This window comes from Streptomyces ipomoeae 91-03 (genome assembly GCF_000317595.1).
Lineage (GTDB): Bacteria > Actinomycetota > Actinomycetes > Streptomycetales > Streptomycetaceae > Streptomyces > Streptomyces ipomoeae.
In genome coordinates this window covers 1-20,473 of record NZ_AEJC01000643.1, presented here as the reverse complement: position 1 = coordinate 20,473, position 20,473 = coordinate 1, and the positions used below count along the sequence as shown (strand labels likewise).

Sequence of the window (20,473 nt, the reverse complement as noted above, 5' to 3'; positions counted from 1 at the left end):
CCCGTTCCAGTGATGTGCGGTACGCCGTCACGCCGGCCCTGAAGGAGACGCGGCGACCATGGCCGAGGGCCCGCCGGGGGCCTCACCCCGCTCACCCGCTTTCTTCTTCCTCGCTCTCCCCGCTCCCGGCTTCCTCGCCATCCCCGCTTTCCTCGCTCTCCCCGCTCTCTTCCGCGCTCGCGCCCCCTTCTTCCTGGTCCTCGTCTTCCTCCGCGCTCGCGCCTCCTTCCTCCTCGCTCCTGTCTTCCTCCGCGCCCAGCACCTGCCGGAGGCGCTCGGCGCCCGCGCGGGCCGCGTTTCTGGTGGCGGTGTCGTCGATGCCGTGGAGGCCGCCGTGGGTGAGGAGGGCGGCGGTGTCGCCGACGCGTACGGTGGCGAGGTCGAGGGTGAGGGTGCCGTCGCCGCCGTCGATGTCGCCCCTGATGGTGAGCCGGAGCGCCTGGCCGGCGTCGCCGAGGTCGTCGGGGAGGTCGACGGGGGTGATCTGGGCGCCGTATTCCTGACCTTGCAGCCCGGTGATGGTGAACGCCTGGCATTGCTCGGCAAGTTGACGGAAGTGGGTGAGGCGGGCGTCCACGTCGGCCCCGTTGTACGCGCCCACCTGGTAGCGGAGTTGGGCGCCGTACTCGTCGTCGTCGAAGCCGGTGACGGCCGTACCGCCCTTGGGTTCGCCGAGCAGGTCCTCGGCGTAGAACGTGTCGAGGAGTTTCTGGCACCCAGGGGGGTCGGTCCGGCCCTTGAGCAGGCCGTCCCGCCAGGTGGCCGCGCCCTGGGTGCCTGTCCAGGTGTCGCCGAGGTCGCCCTCACGGAGCAGGGCGCTGCGGGCGCGGGCGTCGGTGAGGGCGGTGGCGGTCGGTGAGGCGGAGGCCGTGGTCTCCTCCACGGTGGCGGCCTCGGGGAAGCCGCGCGGACGCTCCTGCTCCTGCAACGTGCAGGCCGTCGCCCCCATGAGGACTCCGGCACCCATGAGCTGGGCGAGAACACGGTACGGACGACGCATGGCGGAGCCTCCCGAGAGCATGGCGTTTGGCTCCACGCCAGCATCACGGGGGCACGGCCACCACCGGACGGGAGACGTACGGGTGAGCCGCACAGGTTTTCCGCCGCCCCCGGCGCGCCGCCTTGCGTCGGCTCGGCGCACCGCCCCGCCTTGCCCGGCCCCGCCTACTTGTACTCGCCACCTACCTGCCCGAATGGACAATATCGCCGGTCCGCTTCCCCTGCGTAAGGTCACTTCCGTATCGCGGAACGCTCCTGACCACTTACCGCGACGCATCAGACCGACCTCACGGGGAGAACTTCGTATGCCCACCCTCGCCCGCATACCGCAGGCCGTCGCGCTGACAGTCCTGCCGCTGGCGTTGTTCGCCGGGACCGCGTCCGCCGGAACGGCGTCCGGCGCCGGCACCGCTTCCGTCGCCGCGTCGACGTCGTCGAAGGCGGTGTTCGTCCTCGACGCCGACAGCGGCGTGTTCGGGACGACATCGTCCAAGAGCGCCACGGCGTCCTCGAATTCGTCGTCGGCCTCGGTGAAGAACCAGGTCACGGCCGGTACGACGTACATCGGGGAGGCGGCCGACAGTCAGATCCTGACCGCCGGCGAGCAGCGGGTGATCGCCGACATCACCCTCGCCTCCTCGCCGAACAAGGCCGAACGCGCCGCGTGGGCCGCCTCGTCGAAGTTCGTCGATCTGTCCTGGCCCGACCTCGGCGCATCCAGCTACACGGTCTACCGCAACGGCGTGAAGATCGCCGACACCGCCGCCCACAGCCTGCGCGACACCGGTGTCACCGCGGGCAGCCAGGCCGAGTACAAGATCTTCGGCGTGGCGGACGGGCTGGGCCACACCTGGGGTCTGACGGCCACCGTGCCGAAGAACGACAGCCCCGAGACGCTCGCCGCGACCGCCTCCCAGATCGAGACGAAGGCGAAGAAGTACACCAAGACCGTGGTGACCTGGCGTTCCTTCATCCGGCAGAAGTGGGCGACCGTACCGAAGAAGCTCGGCAGCGTGTCCGGCTGCAAGTACACGACCGGGTACAAGTACGCCGGTGACAACCGCGGCTTCTCGAAGGCGGTGTCCGGTACGTCGTTCCGCGCCGGGGTCCGGGGGGTCGTGTACTGGACCAAGTCGCAGTACGAGCTGTACCCGCAGACCGGCTGGACGAAGGTCTACAACGCCAAGACCGGCAAGTTCGTGGAGAAGAGGAAGGCGTCCACGAAGAAGATCGACTTCAGGACGATGACGCGGTTCGACGGCAAGACCCGTGCCGTGCGCGGCACGATCGAGGCCACCGACCCGTTCTGCCCCAAGACCGGCGTCAAGCGGGCGGGCATCGGCGTCACGTACGACGCGCGGCTGGCCCGCAACGGTGACTTCTACGTCTCCGGCAAGTACCGCAAGGCCCCGGACCACGAGATGTACCTCTTCGGCTACACCAGCAACACCAAGCACAGCACGAAGGTCGTGCACCAGTCGAAGATGAGCAACCTGCTGTGCCTGTCCCAGCCGATGTGCGAGCGGGGGACGATCGGGAACAGCGGCGGCTACTGAGCCGACGCGGATGCCGGTGGCCCAGGGCCCGGTGGGAGAATGGGCGTGGGCCGGTGACCGTCGGCTCGGGGGACAGGAGGCACGTATGTTCACTCCCTGGCGCAGCGCCGCCGGCTACGCGGCGATCGTCACCGCCGGATCGGCGGCCGTCGGCGGGCTGATGGGATCGGTGTGGACGGTGGCCTCCGGGTCGATGCCGAAGTGGGGGGACATGCTCCTGTTCCCTGCCTACCAGGCGGCTTTCCTGCCCACCGTGTTCCTGGCGCTGACGGTGACCCGCAGGATGCGCTCGGCGCTGCCCCGCTGGCAGGTGATCGTCACCGACTCCACCATCTACACCCTGACGCTGCTGCTGGCCGTGTTCGCCGTATCCGTGCCCTATGGGCTGAAGGATGCGGTGGACATGCCCTTCGTGGTGGCGGGCCTGTCGATGCTCACCCTGCAACTGCCGTCCGCCTACGTCCTGTCCGCCTGGGCCTCCGGCCGCCTCACCGTGGCCATGCGCACCCCGCGCCTGCCGCGCACCACACCGGGGTCGGCGATGCGCCCGGAGGGCTGACGAGCAAAGCCACCGCCCCGTTTCCCTCAGGAACCGGACCTCGTCGGTTCGGAACTTGAGGGGAACGGGGTCGGTGTCGGGACCGGGCCCTGGATGTCCACGACCGCGCCTTCGGTGAGTTGGGCGTAGAGCCATTCGGCGTCGGTGGGGCGCAGGCCGATCCAGCCGGTGGTGACGTCGTAGTTGCCGGGGGCCTCGTCGTTGTAGGGGATGGCGGCGATGTAGGTGGCGGTCGCGTCACGTCCGGTGGGCTCGGCTTCGCGGGTGTCGCCTCCGGAGGCGGTGTCTCCAGTGGGGTTGCCCTCGGTGGCGTTGTCCTCGGTGGCGTTGTCCTCGTTCGGGTCAAGGGTCGTCGGGGTCAGTTCCAGGACCCAGGGGAGTTTGAGGTCGTAGTCGTCGGTGAAGCCGGTCGTCTCGGCGGAGACCACCTTCGACATGATCTTGGCCGACACCGTCATACGGCCCGTGGGCGTGGGGGTTCTCGGGGTGCCGGCGGTGAAGGGCAGTTCGCGGCCGGCGACGGTCAGGACGCGGTGGGCCAGATCGACCGTGGCGTCGGGGGCGGCCCGCGTGGGGGTCGGGGTCGGGGCGAGGCTCGCGGACGGCGACCGGCGGTGCTCCGTGCCGTCGGGCGTGAGGTGCAGGGTGAGGAACACGGCCAGGGTCGCCGCCGCGCAGGCTCCGGCCACCGTCGCGGTCGTATGGCGGCGTCGCCGGCGGCGTACCGCTGTCGCTCGGACCTCGGCGCCGGTGACGGGTGGGGGTGTCGCCGCGGTCTCCGCCAACTCCCGCAGCCGCTGGGTGAGTTCATCGGACACGGTCGTCCTCCTTCTCACCCTCGCGGGGGGCCAGTTCACGGGCCAGTGCCGCGCGGCCTCGGGACAGCCGGGCCTTGACGGTACCCACCGGGGCACCGGTCTCGGAGGCTACCTGCTCCACACTCAAATCGCACAGATGGTGCAGCACGACCGCCATCCGCTGCGCCTCCGGCAGCCTCCGTAACGCCGCCACCAGCACCGCCCGTTCGGGATCGGGCCCCGGCGCGTGTTCCGGCGGCGGGGTCCCGCGCACCAGCTCCAGCCAACGCCGCGCCCGGCGCCAGCGGCTCACCGCGAGCCGCATCGCCACGGTGCGGATCCATGCCTCGGGCGCCCCCTCCGCGAGGAACTCCCGCCGCCGGTCCCAGGCCCGTACGAACGCCTCCTGCACCACGTCCTGTGCCTCCCCGTGGTCTCCGGTGAAGGCGTAGAGCTGGCCGGCCAGCCGGGGGAACGCGGAGGCGTAGAACGCGTCGAACTCTTCCTCGGTCATGCCCCCGCCGCCGTCGGTCCGGATCCCGATGGGTCCGGACGCGTGTCCGTCCGGCCCCCGTAGGTCCGGATGCCTGTCCCTCCGGATCCTTTTGGATTCCGGTGCAACCCCGTCGCCCCCGTCGTGCGTACAGGTCCCGTACGCACGCCGACCATCGAAACACATCGCAGGGGGATGACCATGAACACGGGGAACAGAGGCGGCCGGAGGGACAGCGGGAGGGCCGGCGGAGTGGGGCGCCGTCGTCTCGCCCGCGCCCTGGCCGCCACGGCCGTCTGCACGGTCGCGCTCGCGCTCGCCGGGTGCTCCGGCAGCGCGGAGGGGGTGCGGGACGAAGGGCCCAGCCGGCGACCCGAGGGCGAGGCCCGGGTCGACGCCGAGGTGGTGGAGCGCAAGCCCGTGCCCAGCCCGACGCCGACCCCGCCCGCCTTGAAGAACCTTGACGGAGCGAAGGTCAACATCGTCGAGGGGCAGACCGTCGGCGTCGGCATGCCCATCTCCGTCACCTTCGACCACGTCATACCGGAGGCCGAACGGGACGATGTCGAGCGGCAGTTGAAGGTCACCACCGACCCCGGTGTCGAAGGGGCCTGGAGCTGGATCGAGGACCGCGGTCTCGGGGAGGGGCGGCGCGTCGACTTCCGGCCCCGCTCCTACTGGAAGCCCGGTACGAAGGTGACCGTGCGGGTCGGCGCCGGCATCACCCGGCACTTCACCATCGGGCGTTCGCTGATCGCCACGGTCGACGTACGCGAGCACACCATGACCGTCGTGAAGGACGGCTCGACCGAACGCGTCCCGGTCACCGCGGGCGCGCCCGGCATGGACACCTGGAACGGCACGATGGTCGTCTCCGACAAGCAGCGCCGGGTGTTCATGGACTCCCGCACGGTCGGCTACGGCGACTCGTACGCGGACTGGTACTCGTACGCCGTCCACCTCACCGCCTCCGGCACCTATCTGCACGAGAATCCCAAGGCGAACACGTACGCCGGTCGGCGGAACGTCACCCACGGGTGCGTGGGGCTCGCCGACGACGGGACGGCCAAGCGGTTCTACGACCAGGTCATCCCGGGGGACGTGGTGAAGGTCGTCGGGTCGAAGGAGACCGTGGCCGTGGGGAACGGGTACGGCGACTGGAACCTCGGCTGGGAGCGGTGGGTGGCGGGCAGCGCCCTGACGTGACACGACGAAGGCGATGGAAAGCACCCAAAAGGGCAACCAAAAGGGGCGCTCGGAAGTCGTGGAAATTGTTCGGCACAAGTGTCATCCGTCCCGCCCCTCTTCCGGGTTTGGACGGGTGAAAGACCAACACAGCTATGGGGGTTGTCCGTTCATGAACATGGCACGGATGCACAAGCTCGTCGCCGCGGCAGCGCTGACCACGCTGCTGGCGGGGGCGCCGACGATGTCGTACGCCGTCTCGCGGGGGGAGACGGCGCACGGCACGGAGACGGTGGCGGCGGCCGTGACCGCCAAGAAGGCGCCGACTCCGCGCATCGTCAAGCCGGGTGAGCACGTCGTCGCCGCGCCCGGCTTCGAGCTCTGGCTCACCGCCGAGGGCAAGCACTGGGTGGAACCGGACCTGCCGGACTTCGAGCAGTTCCGGAGTGTCGTCGACGGCAACGTCGACCTGAGCCGGCCCGGGGTGTCGCTGCAGGCGGGCGGCTTCGAGGGGACCTACTACCTCTCCGGCCTCTACTACGGTGGCAAGGGCACCGCCTCCCGCGTCGTGATCGACACGAGCAGGGGGCCGGTGCGCGGCAAGCTGATCGAGCTGGCCGGGAAGCCGGGTTGGGGTGTGTGGTACGCCACCGCTCCGCTGCCCGCGGGGGACAACGGGGAGGACTTCCTCCGCGCCGTCACGGTGTACGACACCAAGGGCCGCGTCTACGCGCAGCTGCCGCTGAGCTGACCGGCCCGGCGTAGGTACGGAAGTGTCCGTGCGGGCAAGGGGCTTGACCGACCCCTCGCCCGCACGGCACACGCCGAACGCCCTGCGCACGTCGTACGCCCTACACACGCCGTACGCCTACACACGCCGTACGCCTGCGCACACCGTACGCCTGCGCACGTCGTACGCCTGCGCCGCAGGCCCGCACACGTCGTGCGACCCGCTCACCTCGTACGACCTGCTGATCTCGTACGACCCGCTGATCTCGTACATCCCGTACCCCCACGTTCCCGACCCGAGGATCGTCGTCCGTGCCGCATGAGAAACCCGGATCGCCAGAGGGTGGCGACTTCGCCGCGTACGCCACCGCGGCCTGGCCCCGACTGGTGCGCACCGCGCACATGCTGACCGGTGACTTCCACGAGGCCGAGGATCTCGTGCAGACCACACTGGCGAAGGTGTACGCCCGTTGGCGGCGCATACCGCGTGACGACGTCGACTTCTACGTACGGCGGTCGCTGGTCAACAACAACATCAGCCGCGTACGCAAGAGACGCGTGGCCCATCTGCTGACGCCGTTCCTGCCGGAGCGGGTGCACGAGCCGCAGGCCGGGCACGCCGACTCCGTCGCCCAACGGGCCGCCGTCACCCAGGCGTTGGCCGGGCTGTCCGCGCGGCAGCGGTCCGTGCTGGTGCTCCGGTTCTGGGAGGACCTCAGCGAGAGCGAGATCGCCGAACTGCTCGGCTGCTCGCTCGGGACCGTCAAGACCCATGTCCGGCGCGGGCTCACGGCCCTGCGCGCCCATCCGGTGTTCGCCGCCGCGCCGGGCGAGGACGGCTCGTCCGGCCGGTCCGGCGGTGGTCGTCGTCCCGCCTCCGCTTCCCCGTTCGCCCCGTCGCCACACTCGCCCGTCCCCGGAGCCCGCCCATGAACCACCCCACCGGAACCGGTGACGAGGGCATCGCCGCCGAATCCGTCGAGGTAGACGACCTCGACGAGGTCGTCGAGATCGACGACACGGGGCGGCGGCTGCGCCATGCGTTCGCCGAGGCCGCGTACGACTTCACGCCGCCGCCCGTGCCGCTGGAGGCGATCGAACGTGACGGACGGCGGCGCCGGGTACGTCGCCGGGCCGCCATGGTGAGTACCGGCTGCGGACTGCTGCTGCTCCCCCTCGTCGTGCTGGCCTTCCGCCCCGACGGGCCCTCCTCGTCCGTCCAGCCCATGGCGCCGCCGGCCATGAGCGGCAGCGCGACTCCCTCGCCGTCGCCATCACCCTCGTCCTCCCCCAGCCCCTCCCCGCCCGCCGGGAAGGTGCGGGTCGTCACGCCGGGCGAACGGGTGACCGTCGAAGGCGGTACCAAGCTGTGGCTGACGGCGGACGGCAAGCACTGGCGGGATCCGGACCCGGAGCCGGGTGTGCCCGGTATCGAGGAGTTCCGCAGCGTGGTCGACGGCAACCTCGACACCAGCGAGCCGGGTGTCTCCATGCAGGGCTCGGGCTCCGCCACCGGCGGCTACACCGTCCACGGCCTCTTCTACGGCGTCCACTCCGCGGCCACCCGCGTCGAGGTGACGGCCTATGACGGCGAGACCATCAACGGCACGGTGCTGCGGCTGAAGGGCAACACCAGTTGGGGGGTCTACGCCGCCCATGTGAAGGTGCCGGAGGCTCTGGCGCGCTCCCTCGACTTCAAGGACCCGGTGCGGAAGGTCACGGTCTACGACGCCACCGGGAAGGTGATCGCGGAGATGGACTTCAGCATGTGAGCGCGCCCGCCGACGGTCACCGTTTCTCGTACGGGTTCTCCGGCTCCGCCACCCGTTTCACCGACTCGGCGTCCAGTACGGGCGGCCAGGCCTCCTCGGAGCCGAGCTTTCCCTCGGGGTGCCAGGTGCCGGTGACGGTGACCCAGGCTTCGGCGGGCGGGACGTCGGCGCCGCGGATCTCGACCTTGTAGGGGCTGGCGTCGGCGGCACAGCAGGAGACGAGGAGGCGGGTGAGGTACCAGGTCCCGTCCTCGCCCTTGTCCTGCTTGTCCTGCTTTTCCTGCGTGACGAAGCCGGTCATGCGGACCGTACGGCCCTTCAGTGACCGCCGGCTGTCGTAGATCGCCCGCGAGCTGAACTCACCGAGGGTCAGCTCGACCGGGTCCCCCTTCGGCAACGGGTCGAACGTACCGACGCCCCGCGCCGCGTACTCCGCCGCCTGCTGCTCCGCGCTGTACGAGCCGAGGGCCGGGGGTGGGAAGAGGAGGAGGGCGAGGGCGGGGACGGCGAGCAGCCAGGCGACGCGGGGGCCGGCGGGGCCGTGGTCGTGGTCGTGACCATCATCACCCTCGTGGTCGTCCTCGTGGTCGTGACCACCGTCACCCTCGCCGTCGTCCTCGTGGTCGTCCGCCCGCAGCGCCCGCACCCCCGCCGCGACGCCCAGCACCGCCAGCAGCACCCCGGAAGCGATCAGGAACGGCCTGAGCCCCGGTTGCACGTACCGCAGATACAGCCCGCTGAAGAGGGAGATACGCAGGATCGCGGCGGCGGAGAGGAGTAGGAGGACGGTGGGGCCGTAGCGCCTCACAGCAGCCACCACCCCACGAGCATGCTGCCGGTCACGGCCACCACCCAGGTCACGGCGGAGAAGCGGAGCGCGAACGCGCGGCCGAAGGTCCCCGCCTGGAGCGCGATGAGTTTCAGGTCGACCATCGGACCGACCACCATGAACGCCAGCCGCGCCGTCGGCGAGAAGCCGCTCAGCGACGCGGCGACGAAGGCGTCCGCCTTGCTGCACACGCACAGCACGACGGCGAGGGCGGCGAGGAGGAGCACGGACAGCCACACGGAGCCGGTGAAGACGTCCAGCAGCGACCTCGGTACGACGATGTTGAAGGTGGCCGCAGCCGCCGCGCCGAGGACGAGGAAGCCGCCTGCGTGCAGGAAGTCATGCTGAAGCCCGGCGGCGAAGGCGCCCCAACGGGAACCCCGGGAGCCCTCGCCGCCCTGCGCGGCCGTCCCCGTCCTCCGCCTCGGCAGCCGCAACCACTCCTCCTTCCCGAACCGCGCCCACAGCCACCCCATCACCACGGCCGTGCCGAGGGAGGCGACGAGCCGGCCGAGCACCATCGACGGCCGGCCCGGGAAGGCGACGGAGGTGGCGACCAGGACGACCGGGTTGATGGCGGGGGCGGAGAGGAGGAAGGCGAGGGCGGCGGCCGGGGCCACCCCGCGCCGCATCAGGCTCCCGGCCACCGGCACGGACGCGCACTCGCACCCCGGCAGTACGACACCGGCCGCGCCCGCGACGGGAACGGCGAGCGCGGGGTTGCGGGGCAGCAACCGGCTGAAGACCCGCTCGGGCACGAAGGCCCCGATCCCCGCCGACACGAGCGTGCCCAGCAGCAGAAAGGGCACACCCTGCACGACGACCGCCGTGAAGACCGTCCACCAGGCGGCCATCGCGGGGGTCGCGAGATCGAGCGCGACGAGCGGCCCGAGAACGGAGAGGACGGTGGCGATGGCGACCAGGGCGAGGCCACCGAGTACGACGTGGACGAGCACGCGCACGCCGAGCCGCACACCGTCAAGGACGCGCCACGTCGCGGACGGGGACGTGGCCCCTTCCGGGCCCGGCGCCAGGCTGCCGTCCGTGATCCGCTCCGTGATCGGCTCCGTGATCCGCTCCGTGATCCGTTCCGTGCCCCTCGACGGACTCCTCAGCCCGCTGCTCCTCTGTCCCTCCACCGCCTTCTCCACCGCCTTCTCCACCGCCTTCTCCACCGCCCGGAGGCTAGGCGACAACGCTGTGCACAGCTGTGGAAAAGTCAGAGAGGGGGCTGTGCGGGGGCCGGGCCCAGGGTGGTGGTGCCGGGGGCCGTGCGGTGCCCGAGTCCCGTCCGGTACGCGTCCAGCGCTGCCTCCACGCGTCCCGTACGCCGGTACAGGTCGCCCAGCAGACGGCACAGGTCGGCGAGGTCGCCGGCGGCGCCCGCGCGTTCCAGCAGGCTCAGCGCCCGTACGTAGTGCTCCTCGGCGGCGTCCTTGTCCTGTCCGTCCTCGGCGATGATGCCGAGGAGGCGGTGGGCGGCGGCGGAGTGGAGGGCGCCGCGTTCGGAGTGGAGGTCGGTGAGGACCTCCTGGAGCAGCTCGGCGGCCTCGTCGGACTTGCCCCGGCGGTGCAGGACGTCGGCGAGTTCGACGGCGACCTGGCTGGTGTAGAGGGCGGCGCGTTTGGCGGAGAGCATGCGGCGGGCTTCGCGGAGTTCGTCCTCGGCGCGTTTGTAGTCGCCGTTCTGGGCGTGGAGGTAGCCGCGCATCCAGTGGCAGTTGGCGAGCTCGGTGCGGATCTGGAGCTGGCGGTAGAGCTCGGAGGCCTTGGCGAGGGAGGCGTCGGCCTCGGCGATACGGCCCTCGGCGATCATCGTGCGGGCGACGGAGCGGTGCATACGGGCCACGAGGGCGGGGTCGCCGGACTGCGGGGCCAGGGCGAGGGCCAGCTCGGCGGCCTGGGCGGCGCGGGCGTGTGCGCCCATGTCCATGTAGGGCGCGATGACGCCGGTGTAGAGGAGCAGCAACGCGTCGGGGTCGTGCATGCCGGTGCGGTTGAGCTCGTCGAGGGTGGACTCGAAGAGGTAGCAGGAGTAGCGGAGTTCACCGGCGAGGTAGTGGGCGACGGCGCGTCCGCGCAGAGCGGGGACGCGGGCCGGGAGCGGGGCGTCGCCGAGCCGCTGTTCGGCCTGCTCGAAGCGGAGCCGGGCGGTCTCCAGGTCGCCGGTCTCCAGCGCGCACTCGCCCAGCCCGAGGAGGGCGTCGGCCTGTTCGGCCATCAGCCCGTGCTCGTCGGCTTCGGCGAGCACGGAGCAGAACCCCTCGGCGGCGGCCTCGGTGGCGCCGGTCGCGAGGGTGCGCTGGGCGCCGGTCAGACGGAGCCGCAGCTCGGTGGCGAAACCCGCGGGGCGGCCGGTGGCCAGTTCCTCATAACCGATGCCGAGCCGGTCGGCGATATGCCGCAGCGCGGGTTCGGAGGCGCGGACGCGGCCGGCCTCCAGCGTGGAGATGTACGCCGGGGTGTACGCGGGTTCGGCCAACTGCCGCTGTGTGAGGCCGCGTTCCGTCCGCAGTTGCTGCACTCTGCGCCCGATGACCTCGGGGTCGTCACGTTCGGCCATACCTGCCATGACGTAAGCATGCCAGTAAGCGTGCTTACGTCAGCCGCTTTACCCCCAACTCCCCACCATGCTCTTGCCGTTGGTAGGCCAAAGCCTTACGTTAAGCAACGCGTTAAGTGCGCTTAATGAGCCAATCAGCCACCGTCGCTCACTGAGCCGATGAGCCACTACTGCTCACTGAGCCGATCAGCCACTACTGCTCACTGAGCCGATCAGCCACCACTGCTTACCGAACCGATCAGGCGCCGTCGCTCACCGAGCCAACCAGCCACTGTCGCCTGATGAGCGAATCAGCCACTGTCGACAGCCGCCCCCGCTGTCGCCGTAGCCGCTGCGAGGTCCCCATGATCCGAGACCTGCTCACCCGCCACGCCCGCCCCCTCACCGCCGCACTGGTGGCGGTGGCCGCGCTGATGACGCTGGCCAACGCCTTCCCGCGCTGATCCCGGCTTCCGCCGGCTCAGCTCATCATGTCCTTGGCGCTGTACCGGGGCAGGTCACCGGTCTCGATCGTCCATGTGCCCAGCTCGGTCGCGACGGTGACGGTCTTCCCGTACGGCAGATGCAGCCGGTTCTCGTACGCGGGCCGGCCGTCACGCCTGCCGATCTCCCACTGATACGTCCAGGTACCGTCGCGCGGATCGACGATCAGGTAGTGGGGGATGCCCATGGCGGGGTAGTCGCAGGTCTTGTTCTTGTAGTCGTTGTCGGGGTTGGAGGGGGACACGATCTCGACGGCGAGGAGGATCTCGCGGGGGTCGAGCGGATCGTCGGTCAGCATTGCTTCACGTGAGGTGACGAGGATGTCGGGAATCCTCAGCTTGCCGAGGTTCTCGTCATCGGTGTCGGTGGCCTCGAACGCGAAATACCCTTCGGGAAGCTGGGGTTCCAGCTGCCTTGTGACGTCCTTGGCCGTGACCTGATGGCGAGGCCGCGGGCTCATCATCATGACGAACGTACCGTCGGTGATCTCCGGGTATGTGAAGCCGGGCGGTGGCGTGAAGTGCCCGCGAAGTTCGCGCAAGTGCCGGTAGATGGCCTGCCTGGTCATACAGCCGTCTCCTCGGTCTCCCACGTGCCCAAGGTCCGCCGTGTCCAGCTCGAAACCGAGAGGGGTGGTCAGCGGCACTTTCGCGCCCAGCCTACGCTTCGCCCTTCGGGAGTACGCGTCACCCGACGGGGCGGAGTACACCGTCACCTCGCCCTTCCCCCGATCGATCAGCAGGTGGACGGGAATGCCCGCGCGGGCGTAGCAGTGGATCTTCCTCTCGCGATCGCGGTCGGCCGTGCGGGGCGAGCGGCGCCGGCGGGCGTCACGACCGCGTCGCGCACACCTGCTCCTCAAGCCCCTGAAAAGCAGCTCTGCCTTCCAGAACGCCAACCGCCTTACCAGCGACGGAATTTCACGGAACCGAACCCAGGCCTCTGGCGTCTCCTGCTGACGATCGTGGCTCTCTGGTCGACGATCGAAGCTCGCTCACTTCCATGAATCCGGCTTCGAACCGAACAAATCGGGGGACTGTCATGAGCACTACAAACCTGCCCGTGCGACGTCACATCGCCGCCGCCGCTGCCCTCAGCGCCGCCCTGGCGGTCGGCATCACCGCGACCGCTCCGCTCGACACCGCCGAGGCGCAGCCGGCCACGGCCACGAACGCCGCCGCGGCAGCGTCCTGGCCGACGGTGAAGTCGGGTCAGCGTGGCACCGACGTGAAGACGGTGCAGCTGCTGCTGATCCACCGGGGCTACAGCCTCAAGGCCGACGGCGTCTTCGGCTCCGGCACCGCCGCCAAGGTCAAGTCCTTCCAGAAGGCCAAGGGCCTCAGGGCGGACGGCATCGTCGGCGCCAACACCTGGTCCAAGCTCATCCTCACCGTCAAGACCGGCTCCAAGGGCAACGCCGTCAAGGCACTCCAGCTCCAGCTGACCGACAACGGCTACGCCACCAACGCCGACGGCGCCTTCGGTACCCGTACCGCCGAGAAGGTCCGGGCCTTCCAGAAGGCCAAGGGCCTCAAGGCCGACGGCATCGCCGGGCCCAACACCTGGGCCGCCCTCGTCAGGGGCGGCGGCAGCAGCGGCGGCGGTTCCGGCCCGGTGACCCTGAAGTTCGACAAGGGCACCGTGACCAACTCGAAGCTCTACGTCCTCAAGGGCGGCAAGGTGATCGCCAGCTACCGCGCGGGCTCCGGCACCATGACGAACGAGTGCACCACGGCCAAGGGCTGGCTGCCCACCGCCACCTACAGCATCGGCGGGCACTGGAGGAACTACAACGGCAGCCTGGTCAAGGGCTACGCGATCCGCCTCGCCGACAAGCGCTGCAACAACGGCAAGGGGACCCTGCGCACCGAGCTGTTCATCCACAGCGAGATGACCAGCAGCGGTGGCCAGGGCTCCACCGAGGCGCGGCGCTGGGACGGCGTCAACGACTACAAGTCCAACGGTTGCATCAAGCTGCACCCCAACGACATCAAGAGCCTGTTCAAGGTGCTGGACAAGAACGGCTGGCCGAAGTCGCTGACGGTCGTCAACTGACCCGCTGACCAGTGAGTCGCTCTCCGCCTTCGTCGCCCGCTACAACGAGCTGACGAAGGCGGAGAACGCCTCCGGGGTGACGGCGAAGGCACCGGCCGCCGGGTTCTTGGAGTCGCGGATGGCTATGTGGGGGGGCAGGGGGGCTACTTCGACGCATTCGCCGCCGTTGCTCCCGCTGTACGACGACTTCCCATCTCGGAGCTGGAGCAGGACGGGGCGATCGCCAAAGGCCGTGGGTTCGCGTTTTCCGAAGGGGACTCGAACCCGGACCGACGGCCAGTGCAGTGACCAGATGTGTATGGGTGGCTGGTGTACTCCTGCCCTGGTCCGGTCAGGAGGCAAGAGGCATGCCGTTCAGGAACTCGTGCATCGGATGAGGAGTGGAGATGCTGATCGAGAAGGTGTTCCGGAGCGACGACGTCCCCTCGACCGACCGCCTCGATGCCTGGCGCAAACGGCTGGGCAGAGACTTCTCCCCTCTCGACTCCCGCAGTGACCAGGGGAACGGCTTCCGGGCGGAGACACGCTTGCTCAGGCTCGGTGGCTCACGCGTGTGGTCCACAGTCGTGGACCCGGCGACCATCCGGCGCACACCGGAACTCGCCCGGCGGTCCGATCCTGGGGTCTACACACTGATTCTGCCGGTCAGCGGCGGAAACGAAGTGGCCCAGGCCGGCCGGGAAGCCGTCCACGGCCCCTTCGACATGCACGTCCTGGACTCCTCCCGACCCTTTCACCTTCGTCTCCTCGGCAGCCCATCGGTGTGCCTGATCGGGGCCGACGTGCCCAAGGCCGGGTTTCCGCTGCCCGCTCCCTGGATGGACCGGATCCTCACCCGACGATTACCAGGCCGGAAGGGAGTCGGGGCGCTGCTGTCGGGATTCCTCCTGCAACTGACCCACGACACCCACTCCTACCGCTCGTCCGACGGTCCACGGCTGGAGGCGGCACTCCTCGAACTGCTGACCGCGCTGTTCGCCCATCACCTCGACGCGGACGACAGCAGCGCGCACGACAGCGCCCGGCGAGCCCTGGTCCTGCGGATCCAGGCATTCATCCGCCGGCACCTCCAAGATCCCCAACTGACCCCGCCGGCCATCGCCGCCGCCCACCACATCTCCGTCAGCTACCTGCACCGCCTCTTCCAGGGAGAGGGCATCACCGTCTCGTCCTGGATCCGCGAGCAACGTCTGACGAACGCCCGCCGCGATCTGGCCGACCCCACGCTACGCGGCACTCCCATCCACGCGATTGCCTCTCGCTGGGGTTTCCCGCGAGCCGCCGACTTCAGCCGGGCGTTCCGTAGCGCCTATGGCTTACCTCCCAAGGACTACCGGCACCACGCCATCGCCCCGGATCAACTCGGGGGCTGAGCGCCGGCCTCGCGCAGTTCAACCCGGACGCCTGAGCCGCCGGGCTCGGACACCTGCGGCATCCCCCGGGGTGCCGCAGGTGTCCGGCCGCCGCCGAACCCTCAGACGCTCAGACGGCGGCCGTGTCGTACGTCAGGCCGCGGCCTTGTTGAAGAGGATGTCCCAGTGGTTGCTCTCGCGGGCGTAGATGTTGCCGCTGGGCGACTTGTAGAGCTTGGCGCCGTCACCGCGCTTGCCGGCGTACTTGAACTTGGTCGTCACGTACTTGTTCACACAGCTCGTCGGCGAGATGTCCAGCTTCCAGCCCATCCAGTGCGTCTTGCCCTTGGACGTGGTGCCACCGGCGTGGCCGTCCTCGGTGCCGCCCGTGATCGTGATGGCGCACTTGCTCTTGGACTTGAAGGCGCGGATGCCGGTGATGCTCGCCTTGCGCACCTCGTCGAGCGAGGTACAGCTCTTGTAGCCCTTCTTGTGCAGGTTGCAGTTGCCGCTGGACACGATCTTGAAGGACATGCCGCCCTTCGTCAGCGCCGCCACCGCCGCCTTGTGCGTGCTGTACCGGGTACTGTCCGCCGCCTCGGCGGTGACCGCGCTGCCGAGGACACCGGCGAGGGACAGAGCGGCGCCGGCTGCGCCGAGAACCGTGCGGTGCGTCAAGGACACAGGATCTCCTTCGGATTGGGATGCCGTACGGGTAACTCCCGCACGTCTCCCAGGTCACACGACGGACCTGGAGAAAACCTTTCACGCTTCTTGCGGCGGGAACGGGCGGCCCGGAGCAACCGGCGGGGGCGGGCGGCCCGGAGCAATCCGCACCGTCGAGCACCCCCCTGTGACCCTCCTGTCAGAGCCATCACTTAGTCTTCGCACATTCGTCGGGAGGCCGTTCAGGCCCCTGCGACGCTTTCTTGCTTTTCTTTTGCTTTCTTGCTTTTCTCTTGCGTTTTCGCAACCGGGGGGTTCGAAAAACCGTGCGTATCCGCACTCTTCCGGCCGCCACCGCGCTGGCGGTCCTCTTCAGCTCGGCCGCGCTCACCGTGGGCACGGCCGTACCGGCGTCCGCCGACAGCAGCAGGCCCCTCGCGGTCTCGGAGCCGGCCGACACGGTCGTGGACGGCACGCACCAGCGGCTGTTCATCAGCGACCGCTACAACGACAAGATCGTCGTCACCACGTACGCGGGTGTGATCGTCGGCCAGATCACCGGACTGCCGCAGGTCAGGGACCTCGAACTCAGCCCGGACAACAGCACGCTGTACGCGGCGGTGTACGGCGCCGACAAGATCGTCGCCATCGACACGGCGACGGGGACGCAGAAGGCCGAGTACGCGACCGGCGCGAAGACGATGCCGTCCCGGCTGGCGTACGCCGAGGGCAAGCTGTGGTTCGCGTACGGCGACCAGTGGGACTCGGGGCTCGGCGCGGTCGACGTGACCGCCGAGACGCCGACGGTGACGCTGGACCTCGCCGGGGGCCACGACTACGCCAGCCCGCCGATGCTGTACGCCGACCCGGACAACCCGGGCACGCTCGTCGCGCTCGACGCGGGCATCAGCTCCGGTCCGGTCATCGTCTACGACATCTCCTCCGGTACGCCCGTGATCCGGGTCTCCGCCGACAAGGGCGGCTTCCCCAACGACGCGGCCCTCACCCCGGACGGCACCCACCTGGTGATGGCCGGCCCCGGCAACCGCGCGCTCACCGAGTACCGGCTCTCCGACCTGGAGCAGACGCGTACGTTCCCGGTGCCGAACGAGCCGCTCGGCGTCAGCATCGCCCCGGACGGCACAGTCGCGGCGACCATCGACGACTGGGACGACACCGGCGACACCTACGTCTTCACGAGGGGCGCGGACCAGCCCGCCAGCGTCCGCGACCTGCACGGTTCCACGCTGTGGAACAAGCATGGCGCGGTGTGGGCGCCCGACGGCGGGAAGCTGTTCGTCCTGACGTCCTCATCCCACATCACGTCGTTCCACGTCGTCGACGAGCCCCGCAAGTACGTCGGCACCCTCACGGTCAACGCCCCGTCGACCGCCACCCGCGCCAAGCCGCTCACCGTCTCCGGCAAGCTCACCTCGGCCCTGCCCCTGCCCGCCGGCACACCGCTGACGGTCACGCGCACCGACATGGAGTCCCCGAGCGGCAAGTCGCTCGGCACCAAGACCCTGGGCACCGGCGGCACGTTCTCCTTCACGGACACCCCGCCGGCCGGCGGCAAGGTGACGTACAAGGTGTCGTACGCGGGCGACGCCGACCACACGGCCGTCTCCGCCTCGGACACCGTCGAGGTCTCGCGCGCCACGCCCACGCTGACGCTCAACAAGAACCGCAACGTCTACGCGTACGGCGCGGACGTCACGTTCACGGCCCACCTCGGTACGACGTACAAGAACCGCAAGCTGGAGATCTGGGCCGACCCGTACGGCTCCGACAAGCCGAGGACGCTGGTGAAGTCCGGGACGGTGAACTCCTCGGGCAACCTGTCCGTCACCCTCGACATGAAGCGCGACACCAAGCTGTCGGTGAAGTTCGCGGGCGACGCGCGCTACAAGCCGAGGACGGTCACGAACACCGTCTACACCAAGGTCAGGGTGTCCACGACGATCGGCGGCTACTACAAGACCCAGTCGGCGTGGGGCCACAAGTACTACTACATCCGCAAGTCCGTGGATCCGGTCATGAAGACCGCGATGACGTACTACCCCGGCCGCAAGCAGCGCATGGTGCTCCAGGCCTACTACCAGGGCTCCTGGCACAGCGCGGGTTCGGACTACTTCCCCCTGGGCACGGCGGGCCGCTCCGACGTCACCCTGACGGGCACCCCGACCACGAACATCCGCTTCCGGGTCCGCTCCGAGTACCACGACACGACGTCGGGCGACAACGTCAACACGACGACGTACGGCGGCTGGAAGTACTTCATCTTCACCAGCTAGCCGCCCCTCACCGGACAGCCGTTCCCCGGCCGGCCACCCCCCTCTCCAGCCAGCCACCCCCCACGCCCCGATTCATCAACAAGTCCCGCCCTGATCGGGAGTTAGGGAACACCGTGCGCAAACGCACCCTTCCGGCGGCCACCGCTCTGGCCGTCCTCTTCAGCTCGGCCGCGCTCGCGGTCGGCTCGGCCACGCCCGCCGCGGCCGACACCAGTACGCCCCTGCCGGTGCAGTCGTCCGGCGACATCGTCGTGGACGGCGTGCACCAGCGGGTCTTCGTCTCCGACCCGACCGGCGGGCAGGTCGTGGCCACCGACTACGCCGGCCAGGTCGTCGGCACCGTGGCCTCGTTGCCCGGCGCCAAGGGCCTGGAGCTGTCCCCCGACTCCGGCACGCTCTACGCGGCGGTGCCGGGCGACGACTCGATCGTGGCCATCGACACGGCGACGGTCACCGAGGCCAAGCGGTACCCGACGGGGGAGGGCACCGACCCGCAGTACCCCGCGTGGGCGGGCGGCAAGCTGTGGTTCGGCTACGGCGCCGCGGCCCAGGGCAACATCGGCTCGCTGGACGTGTCCGGCGCCGATCCGGTGGTCACGCTGGGGCAGGACCGCGGCTGGTACGCGGCCCCGACCCTGGCCTCGACCCCCGGTGCCCCCAACACGCTGGCGGCGGGCATCGAGGGCATGAGCCCGATCAGCCTCGCCGTCTACGACGTGTCGTCCGGTACGGCGACGAAGACGGCCGGCGGCCCCAACACCAGCGACTACGTGGCGAGCAACCTGCGCGACCTCGCCCTCACCCCCGACGGCTCCCAGCTCGTCGTGGCCAGCGGTGCCCCGTATTTCCACCAGGTGTACAAGACCTCGGACCTGACACCGGACGGCAAGTACCCGACCGACGCGTACCCCAACGCCGTAGACATCGCCCCCGACGGCACGGTCGCCGCGGGCATCGACGGCGCGTACGAGCCGGACGTGTGGACCTACGAGCCGGGCACGACCACGGCCACCCACGTGTACGACTTCACCAACACGGCTGAGGGCTCCGGCGACGCCGGCGTCCTCACGCCCGGCGGCCTGGCCTTCACGCCGGACGAGTCGCACCTGTTCGCGGTGGTCGCGGTGAGCACGGGCGGCTACGCGCTGCGCGACCTGGGCGCCGAGGCCCCGCCGCCGCCTCCGGCCCCGTCCCCGACCACGCTCACGGTGAACGCGCCCGCGACGGCCACCCGCGCCCAGTCCCTGACCGTCACCGGCAAGCTCACCTCGGACGCGGCCTTCGCCTCCGGTACCACCCTCACGGTCACCCGCACCGACCTGGAGTCCCCGTCGGGCAAGGCGCTCGCCCCGGTCACGGTCGCGGCGGACGGCTCGTACTCCTTCAAGGACACTCCGCCCGCCGGTGGTTCGGTGAAGTACACCGTCTCCTACGCGGGCGACGCCACGCACGAGCCGGCCTCCGCGTCCGACACGGTCCAGGTCTCGCGCGCCACGACCACGCTGACGCTCAACAAGAACGCCAACGTGTACTCGTACGGGGCGGACGTGACGTTCACGGCCCACCTCGGTACGACGTACAAGAACCGCACGGTCGAGATCTGGGCCGACCCCTACGGCTCCGACAAGCCGAACAAGCTGGTCAAGTCCGGCACGGTCAACTCCTCCGGGAACCTGTCCGTCACCCTCGACCTGACCCGTGACACCAAGCTCACGGCGAAGTTCGCGGGCGACGCGCGCTACGCGCCGAAGACGGCGACGAGCAAGGTCTACACGAAGGTGAAGGTCTCGACGACCCCGAGCCGTCACTACAAGACCGCGTACGCCTGGAACCACACGTACTACTACTTCCACCAGTCCGTGGACCCCCTGTTCACGACCCGGATGACCTACTACCCGGGCCGCGACTACCGGCTCCAGGTCCAGGCCTACTACGACGGCGCCTGGCGCACCACCGGCACGGAGTACCTCCCCCTGGAGTCCGACGGCATCGGCGCGGCCGAGCTCACCGGCACCCCGAGCAAGGGCATCCGCTTCCGCATCCGCGCCTCGTACATCGACACGACGTCCGGCGACAACGTGAACACGACGACGCACAGCGCCTGGAAGTACTTCATCTTCACCAGCTAGCCCCCGGGCAGC

Annotated in this window: 21 protein-coding genes and 1 pseudogene; 12 read left to right on the top strand and 10 right to left on the bottom strand. The window is 69.8% G+C overall.

The genetic code is table 11. The features are described from left to right. Positions 1 to 91: 91 nt before the first annotated feature. Positions 92 to 1,000, bottom strand: coding sequence for a hypothetical protein (locus STRIP9103_RS42500; RefSeq protein ID WP_009340195.1), 909 nt, complete (start codon positions 998 to 1,000; stop codon positions 92 to 94). 304 nt (positions 1,001 to 1,304) lie between these two features. Between STRIP9103_RS42500 and STRIP9103_RS42495 the strand changes: the two genes are divergently transcribed. Together STRIP9103_RS42495 and STRIP9103_RS42490 are read left to right on the top strand one after the other, a co-directional pair. Beyond that, positions 1,305 to 2,555 (top strand): hypothetical protein, encoded by a 1,251-nt coding sequence (locus STRIP9103_RS42495; RefSeq protein ID WP_009340201.1) that lies wholly within the window; start codon positions 1,305 to 1,307, stop codon positions 2,553 to 2,555. Positions 2,556 to 2,640: 85 nt separating this feature from the next. After that, positions 2,641 to 3,114, top strand: a complete 474-nt coding sequence (locus STRIP9103_RS42490; RefSeq protein WP_048822065.1) for a hypothetical protein — start codon at positions 2,641 to 2,643, stop codon at positions 3,112 to 3,114. 26 nt (positions 3,115 to 3,140) lie between these two features. On the opposite strand, the gene STRIP9103_RS42485 is transcribed toward STRIP9103_RS42490, so the two are convergent. Both STRIP9103_RS42485 and STRIP9103_RS42480 read right to left on the bottom strand, forming a co-directional pair. Next, positions 3,141 to 3,932, bottom strand: coding sequence for a L,D-transpeptidase (locus tag STRIP9103_RS42485; RefSeq protein WP_009340193.1), 792 nt, complete (start codon positions 3,930 to 3,932; stop codon positions 3,141 to 3,143). After that, positions 3,922 to 4,425, bottom strand: a complete 504-nt coding sequence (locus STRIP9103_RS42480) for a SigE family RNA polymerase sigma factor (protein ID WP_009340189.1) — start codon at positions 4,423 to 4,425, stop codon at positions 3,922 to 3,924. Before STRIP9103_RS42480 ends, STRIP9103_RS42485 begins: the two co-directional genes overlap by 11 nt. A gap of 231 nt (positions 4,426 to 4,656) precedes the next feature. On the opposite strand from STRIP9103_RS42480, the gene STRIP9103_RS42475 reads away from it, so the two are divergent. The 5 genes from STRIP9103_RS42475 (at position 4,657) to STRIP9103_RS42455 (ending at position 8,090) form a co-directional block, all read left to right on the top strand. After that, positions 4,657 to 5,610, top strand: coding sequence for a L,D-transpeptidase (locus tag STRIP9103_RS42475; protein ID WP_009340191.1), 954 nt, complete (start codon positions 4,657 to 4,659; stop codon positions 5,608 to 5,610). Between the two features lie 166 nt (positions 5,611 to 5,776). Next, complete coding sequence (locus tag STRIP9103_RS42470; protein WP_009340199.1) at positions 5,777 to 6,340, top strand: hypothetical protein; 564 nt, start codon at positions 5,777 to 5,779, stop codon at positions 6,338 to 6,340. 43 nt (positions 6,341 to 6,383) lie between these two features. Next, positions 6,384 to 6,641: a hypothetical protein gene (locus STRIP9103_RS42465; RefSeq protein ID WP_048822060.1), complete on the top strand. Its 258-nt coding sequence runs from the start codon at positions 6,384 to 6,386 to the stop codon at positions 6,639 to 6,641. Beyond that, positions 6,631 to 7,251: a SigE family RNA polymerase sigma factor gene (locus tag STRIP9103_RS42460; RefSeq protein WP_009340206.1), complete on the top strand. Its 621-nt coding sequence runs from the start codon at positions 6,631 to 6,633 to the stop codon at positions 7,249 to 7,251. Before STRIP9103_RS42465 ends, STRIP9103_RS42460 begins: the two co-directional genes overlap by 11 nt. After that, on the top strand, positions 7,248 to 8,090 hold the full coding sequence (locus STRIP9103_RS42455; protein WP_009340192.1) for a hypothetical protein: 843 nt from the start codon (positions 7,248 to 7,250) through the stop codon (positions 8,088 to 8,090). Before STRIP9103_RS42460 ends, STRIP9103_RS42455 begins: the two co-directional genes overlap by 4 nt. A gap of 16 nt (positions 8,091 to 8,106) precedes the next feature. Here the strand turns inward: STRIP9103_RS42455 and STRIP9103_RS42450 are convergent, their stop codons facing one another. The 3 genes from STRIP9103_RS42450 to STRIP9103_RS42440 all read right to left on the bottom strand — a co-directional run bounded on the left by STRIP9103_RS42450 (position 8,107) and on the right by STRIP9103_RS42440 (position 11,482). Then, complete coding sequence (locus STRIP9103_RS42450) at positions 8,107 to 8,898, bottom strand: TIGR03943 family putative permease subunit (RefSeq protein ID WP_009340208.1); 792 nt, start codon at positions 8,896 to 8,898, stop codon at positions 8,107 to 8,109. After that, positions 8,895 to 9,953: a permease gene (locus STRIP9103_RS42445; protein ID WP_048822070.1), complete on the bottom strand. Its 1,059-nt coding sequence runs from the start codon at positions 9,951 to 9,953 to the stop codon at positions 8,895 to 8,897. Before STRIP9103_RS42445 ends, STRIP9103_RS42450 begins: the two co-directional genes overlap by 4 nt. A gap of 185 nt (positions 9,954 to 10,138) precedes the next feature. Beyond that, the gene (locus STRIP9103_RS42440) at positions 10,139 to 11,482 is read right to left on the bottom strand and encodes a helix-turn-helix domain-containing protein (RefSeq protein ID WP_009340197.1); all 1,344 of its coding nucleotides are present in this window, start codon (positions 11,480 to 11,482) and stop codon (positions 10,139 to 10,141) included. Between the two features lie 281 nt (positions 11,483 to 11,763). On the opposite strand from STRIP9103_RS42440, the gene STRIP9103_RS50440 reads away from it, so the two are divergent. Continuing rightward, positions 11,764 to 11,925, top strand: a complete 162-nt coding sequence (locus tag STRIP9103_RS50440) for a hypothetical protein (RefSeq protein WP_158696960.1) — start codon at positions 11,764 to 11,766, stop codon at positions 11,923 to 11,925. Positions 11,926 to 11,942: 17 nt separating this feature from the next. Here STRIP9103_RS50440 and STRIP9103_RS42435 read toward each other — a convergent pair whose 3' ends face one another. Both STRIP9103_RS42435 and STRIP9103_RS52590 read right to left on the bottom strand, forming a co-directional pair. Then, complete coding sequence (locus STRIP9103_RS42435) at positions 11,943 to 12,533, bottom strand: Uma2 family endonuclease (RefSeq protein ID WP_048822058.1); 591 nt, start codon at positions 12,531 to 12,533, stop codon at positions 11,943 to 11,945. Between the two features lie 51 nt (positions 12,534 to 12,584). After that, positions 12,585 to 12,827, bottom strand: a pseudogene (locus tag STRIP9103_RS52590) (Uma2 family endonuclease); the annotation flags it as partial. 179 nt (positions 12,828 to 13,006) lie between these two features. On the opposite strand from STRIP9103_RS52590, the gene STRIP9103_RS45375 reads away from it, so the two are divergent. Then, positions 13,007 to 14,020, top strand: coding sequence for a peptidoglycan-binding protein (locus STRIP9103_RS45375; protein ID WP_063747372.1), 1,014 nt, complete (start codon positions 13,007 to 13,009; stop codon positions 14,018 to 14,020). Positions 14,021 to 14,059: 39 nt separating this feature from the next. Here STRIP9103_RS45375 and STRIP9103_RS52585 read toward each other — a convergent pair whose 3' ends face one another. Beyond that, on the bottom strand, positions 14,060 to 14,362 hold the full coding sequence (locus STRIP9103_RS52585; RefSeq protein ID WP_234022436.1) for a DUF397 domain-containing protein: 303 nt from the start codon (positions 14,360 to 14,362) through the stop codon (positions 14,060 to 14,062). Positions 14,363 to 14,406: 44 nt separating this feature from the next. On the opposite strand from STRIP9103_RS52585, the gene STRIP9103_RS42425 reads away from it, so the two are divergent. Continuing rightward, a complete protein-coding gene (locus tag STRIP9103_RS42425; RefSeq protein WP_009340187.1) occupies positions 14,407 to 15,393 on the top strand; it encodes a helix-turn-helix domain-containing protein in 987 nt (328 codons plus the stop codon). A gap of 132 nt (positions 15,394 to 15,525) precedes the next feature. Here the strand turns inward: STRIP9103_RS42425 and STRIP9103_RS42420 are convergent, their stop codons facing one another. Continuing rightward, entirely contained in the window at positions 15,526 to 16,050 is a 525-nt protein-coding gene (locus STRIP9103_RS42420) for a hypothetical protein (protein ID WP_234022435.1), read from the bottom strand. 314 nt (positions 16,051 to 16,364) lie between these two features. Between STRIP9103_RS42420 and STRIP9103_RS42415 the strand changes: the two genes are divergently transcribed. Next, positions 16,365 to 18,332 (top strand): NHL repeat-containing protein, encoded by a 1,968-nt coding sequence (locus STRIP9103_RS42415; RefSeq protein ID WP_009340184.1) that lies wholly within the window; start codon positions 16,365 to 16,367, stop codon positions 18,330 to 18,332. A gap of 113 nt (positions 18,333 to 18,445) precedes the next feature. After that, entirely contained in the window at positions 18,446 to 20,461 is a 2,016-nt protein-coding gene (locus STRIP9103_RS42410) for a hypothetical protein (RefSeq protein WP_009340202.1), read from the top strand. The last annotated feature ends 12 nt before the right edge of the window (positions 20,462 to 20,473 follow it).

What these genes read in the sequence shown, in the direction of transcription:
- STRIP9103_RS42495 (WP_009340201.1), top strand. Translation starts at nt 1,305, where the DNA reads ATGCCCACCCTCGCCCGCATACCGCAGGCCGTCGCGCTGACAGTCCTG.
- STRIP9103_RS42440 (WP_009340197.1), bottom strand. Translation starts at nt 11,482, where the DNA reads ATGGCCGAACGTGACGACCCCGAGGTCATCGGGCGCAGAGTGCAGCAA.
- STRIP9103_RS42490 (WP_048822065.1), top strand. Translation starts at nt 2,641, where the DNA reads ATGTTCACTCCCTGGCGCAGCGCCGCCGGCTACGCGGCGATCGTCACC.
- STRIP9103_RS42480 (WP_009340189.1), bottom strand. Translation starts at nt 4,425, where the DNA reads ATGACCGAGGAAGAGTTCGACGCGTTCTACGCCTCCGCGTTCCCCCGG.
- STRIP9103_RS42425 (WP_009340187.1), top strand. Translation starts at nt 14,407, where the DNA reads ATGCTGATCGAGAAGGTGTTCCGGAGCGACGACGTCCCCTCGACCGAC.
- STRIP9103_RS45375 (WP_063747372.1), top strand. Translation starts at nt 13,007, where the DNA reads ATGAGCACTACAAACCTGCCCGTGCGACGTCACATCGCCGCCGCCGCT.
- STRIP9103_RS42500 (WP_009340195.1), bottom strand. Translation starts at nt 1,000, where the DNA reads ATGCGTCGTCCGTACCGTGTTCTCGCCCAGCTCATGGGTGCCGGAGTC.
- STRIP9103_RS42455 (WP_009340192.1), top strand. Translation starts at nt 7,248, where the DNA reads ATGAACCACCCCACCGGAACCGGTGACGAGGGCATCGCCGCCGAATCC.
- STRIP9103_RS50440 (WP_158696960.1), top strand. Translation starts at nt 11,764, where the DNA reads ATGAGCGAATCAGCCACTGTCGACAGCCGCCCCCGCTGTCGCCGTAGC.
- STRIP9103_RS42435 (WP_048822058.1), bottom strand. Translation starts at nt 12,533, where the DNA reads ATGACCAGGCAGGCCATCTACCGGCACTTGCGCGAACTTCGCGGGCAC.
- STRIP9103_RS42470 (WP_009340199.1), top strand. Translation starts at nt 5,777, where the DNA reads ATGCACAAGCTCGTCGCCGCGGCAGCGCTGACCACGCTGCTGGCGGGG.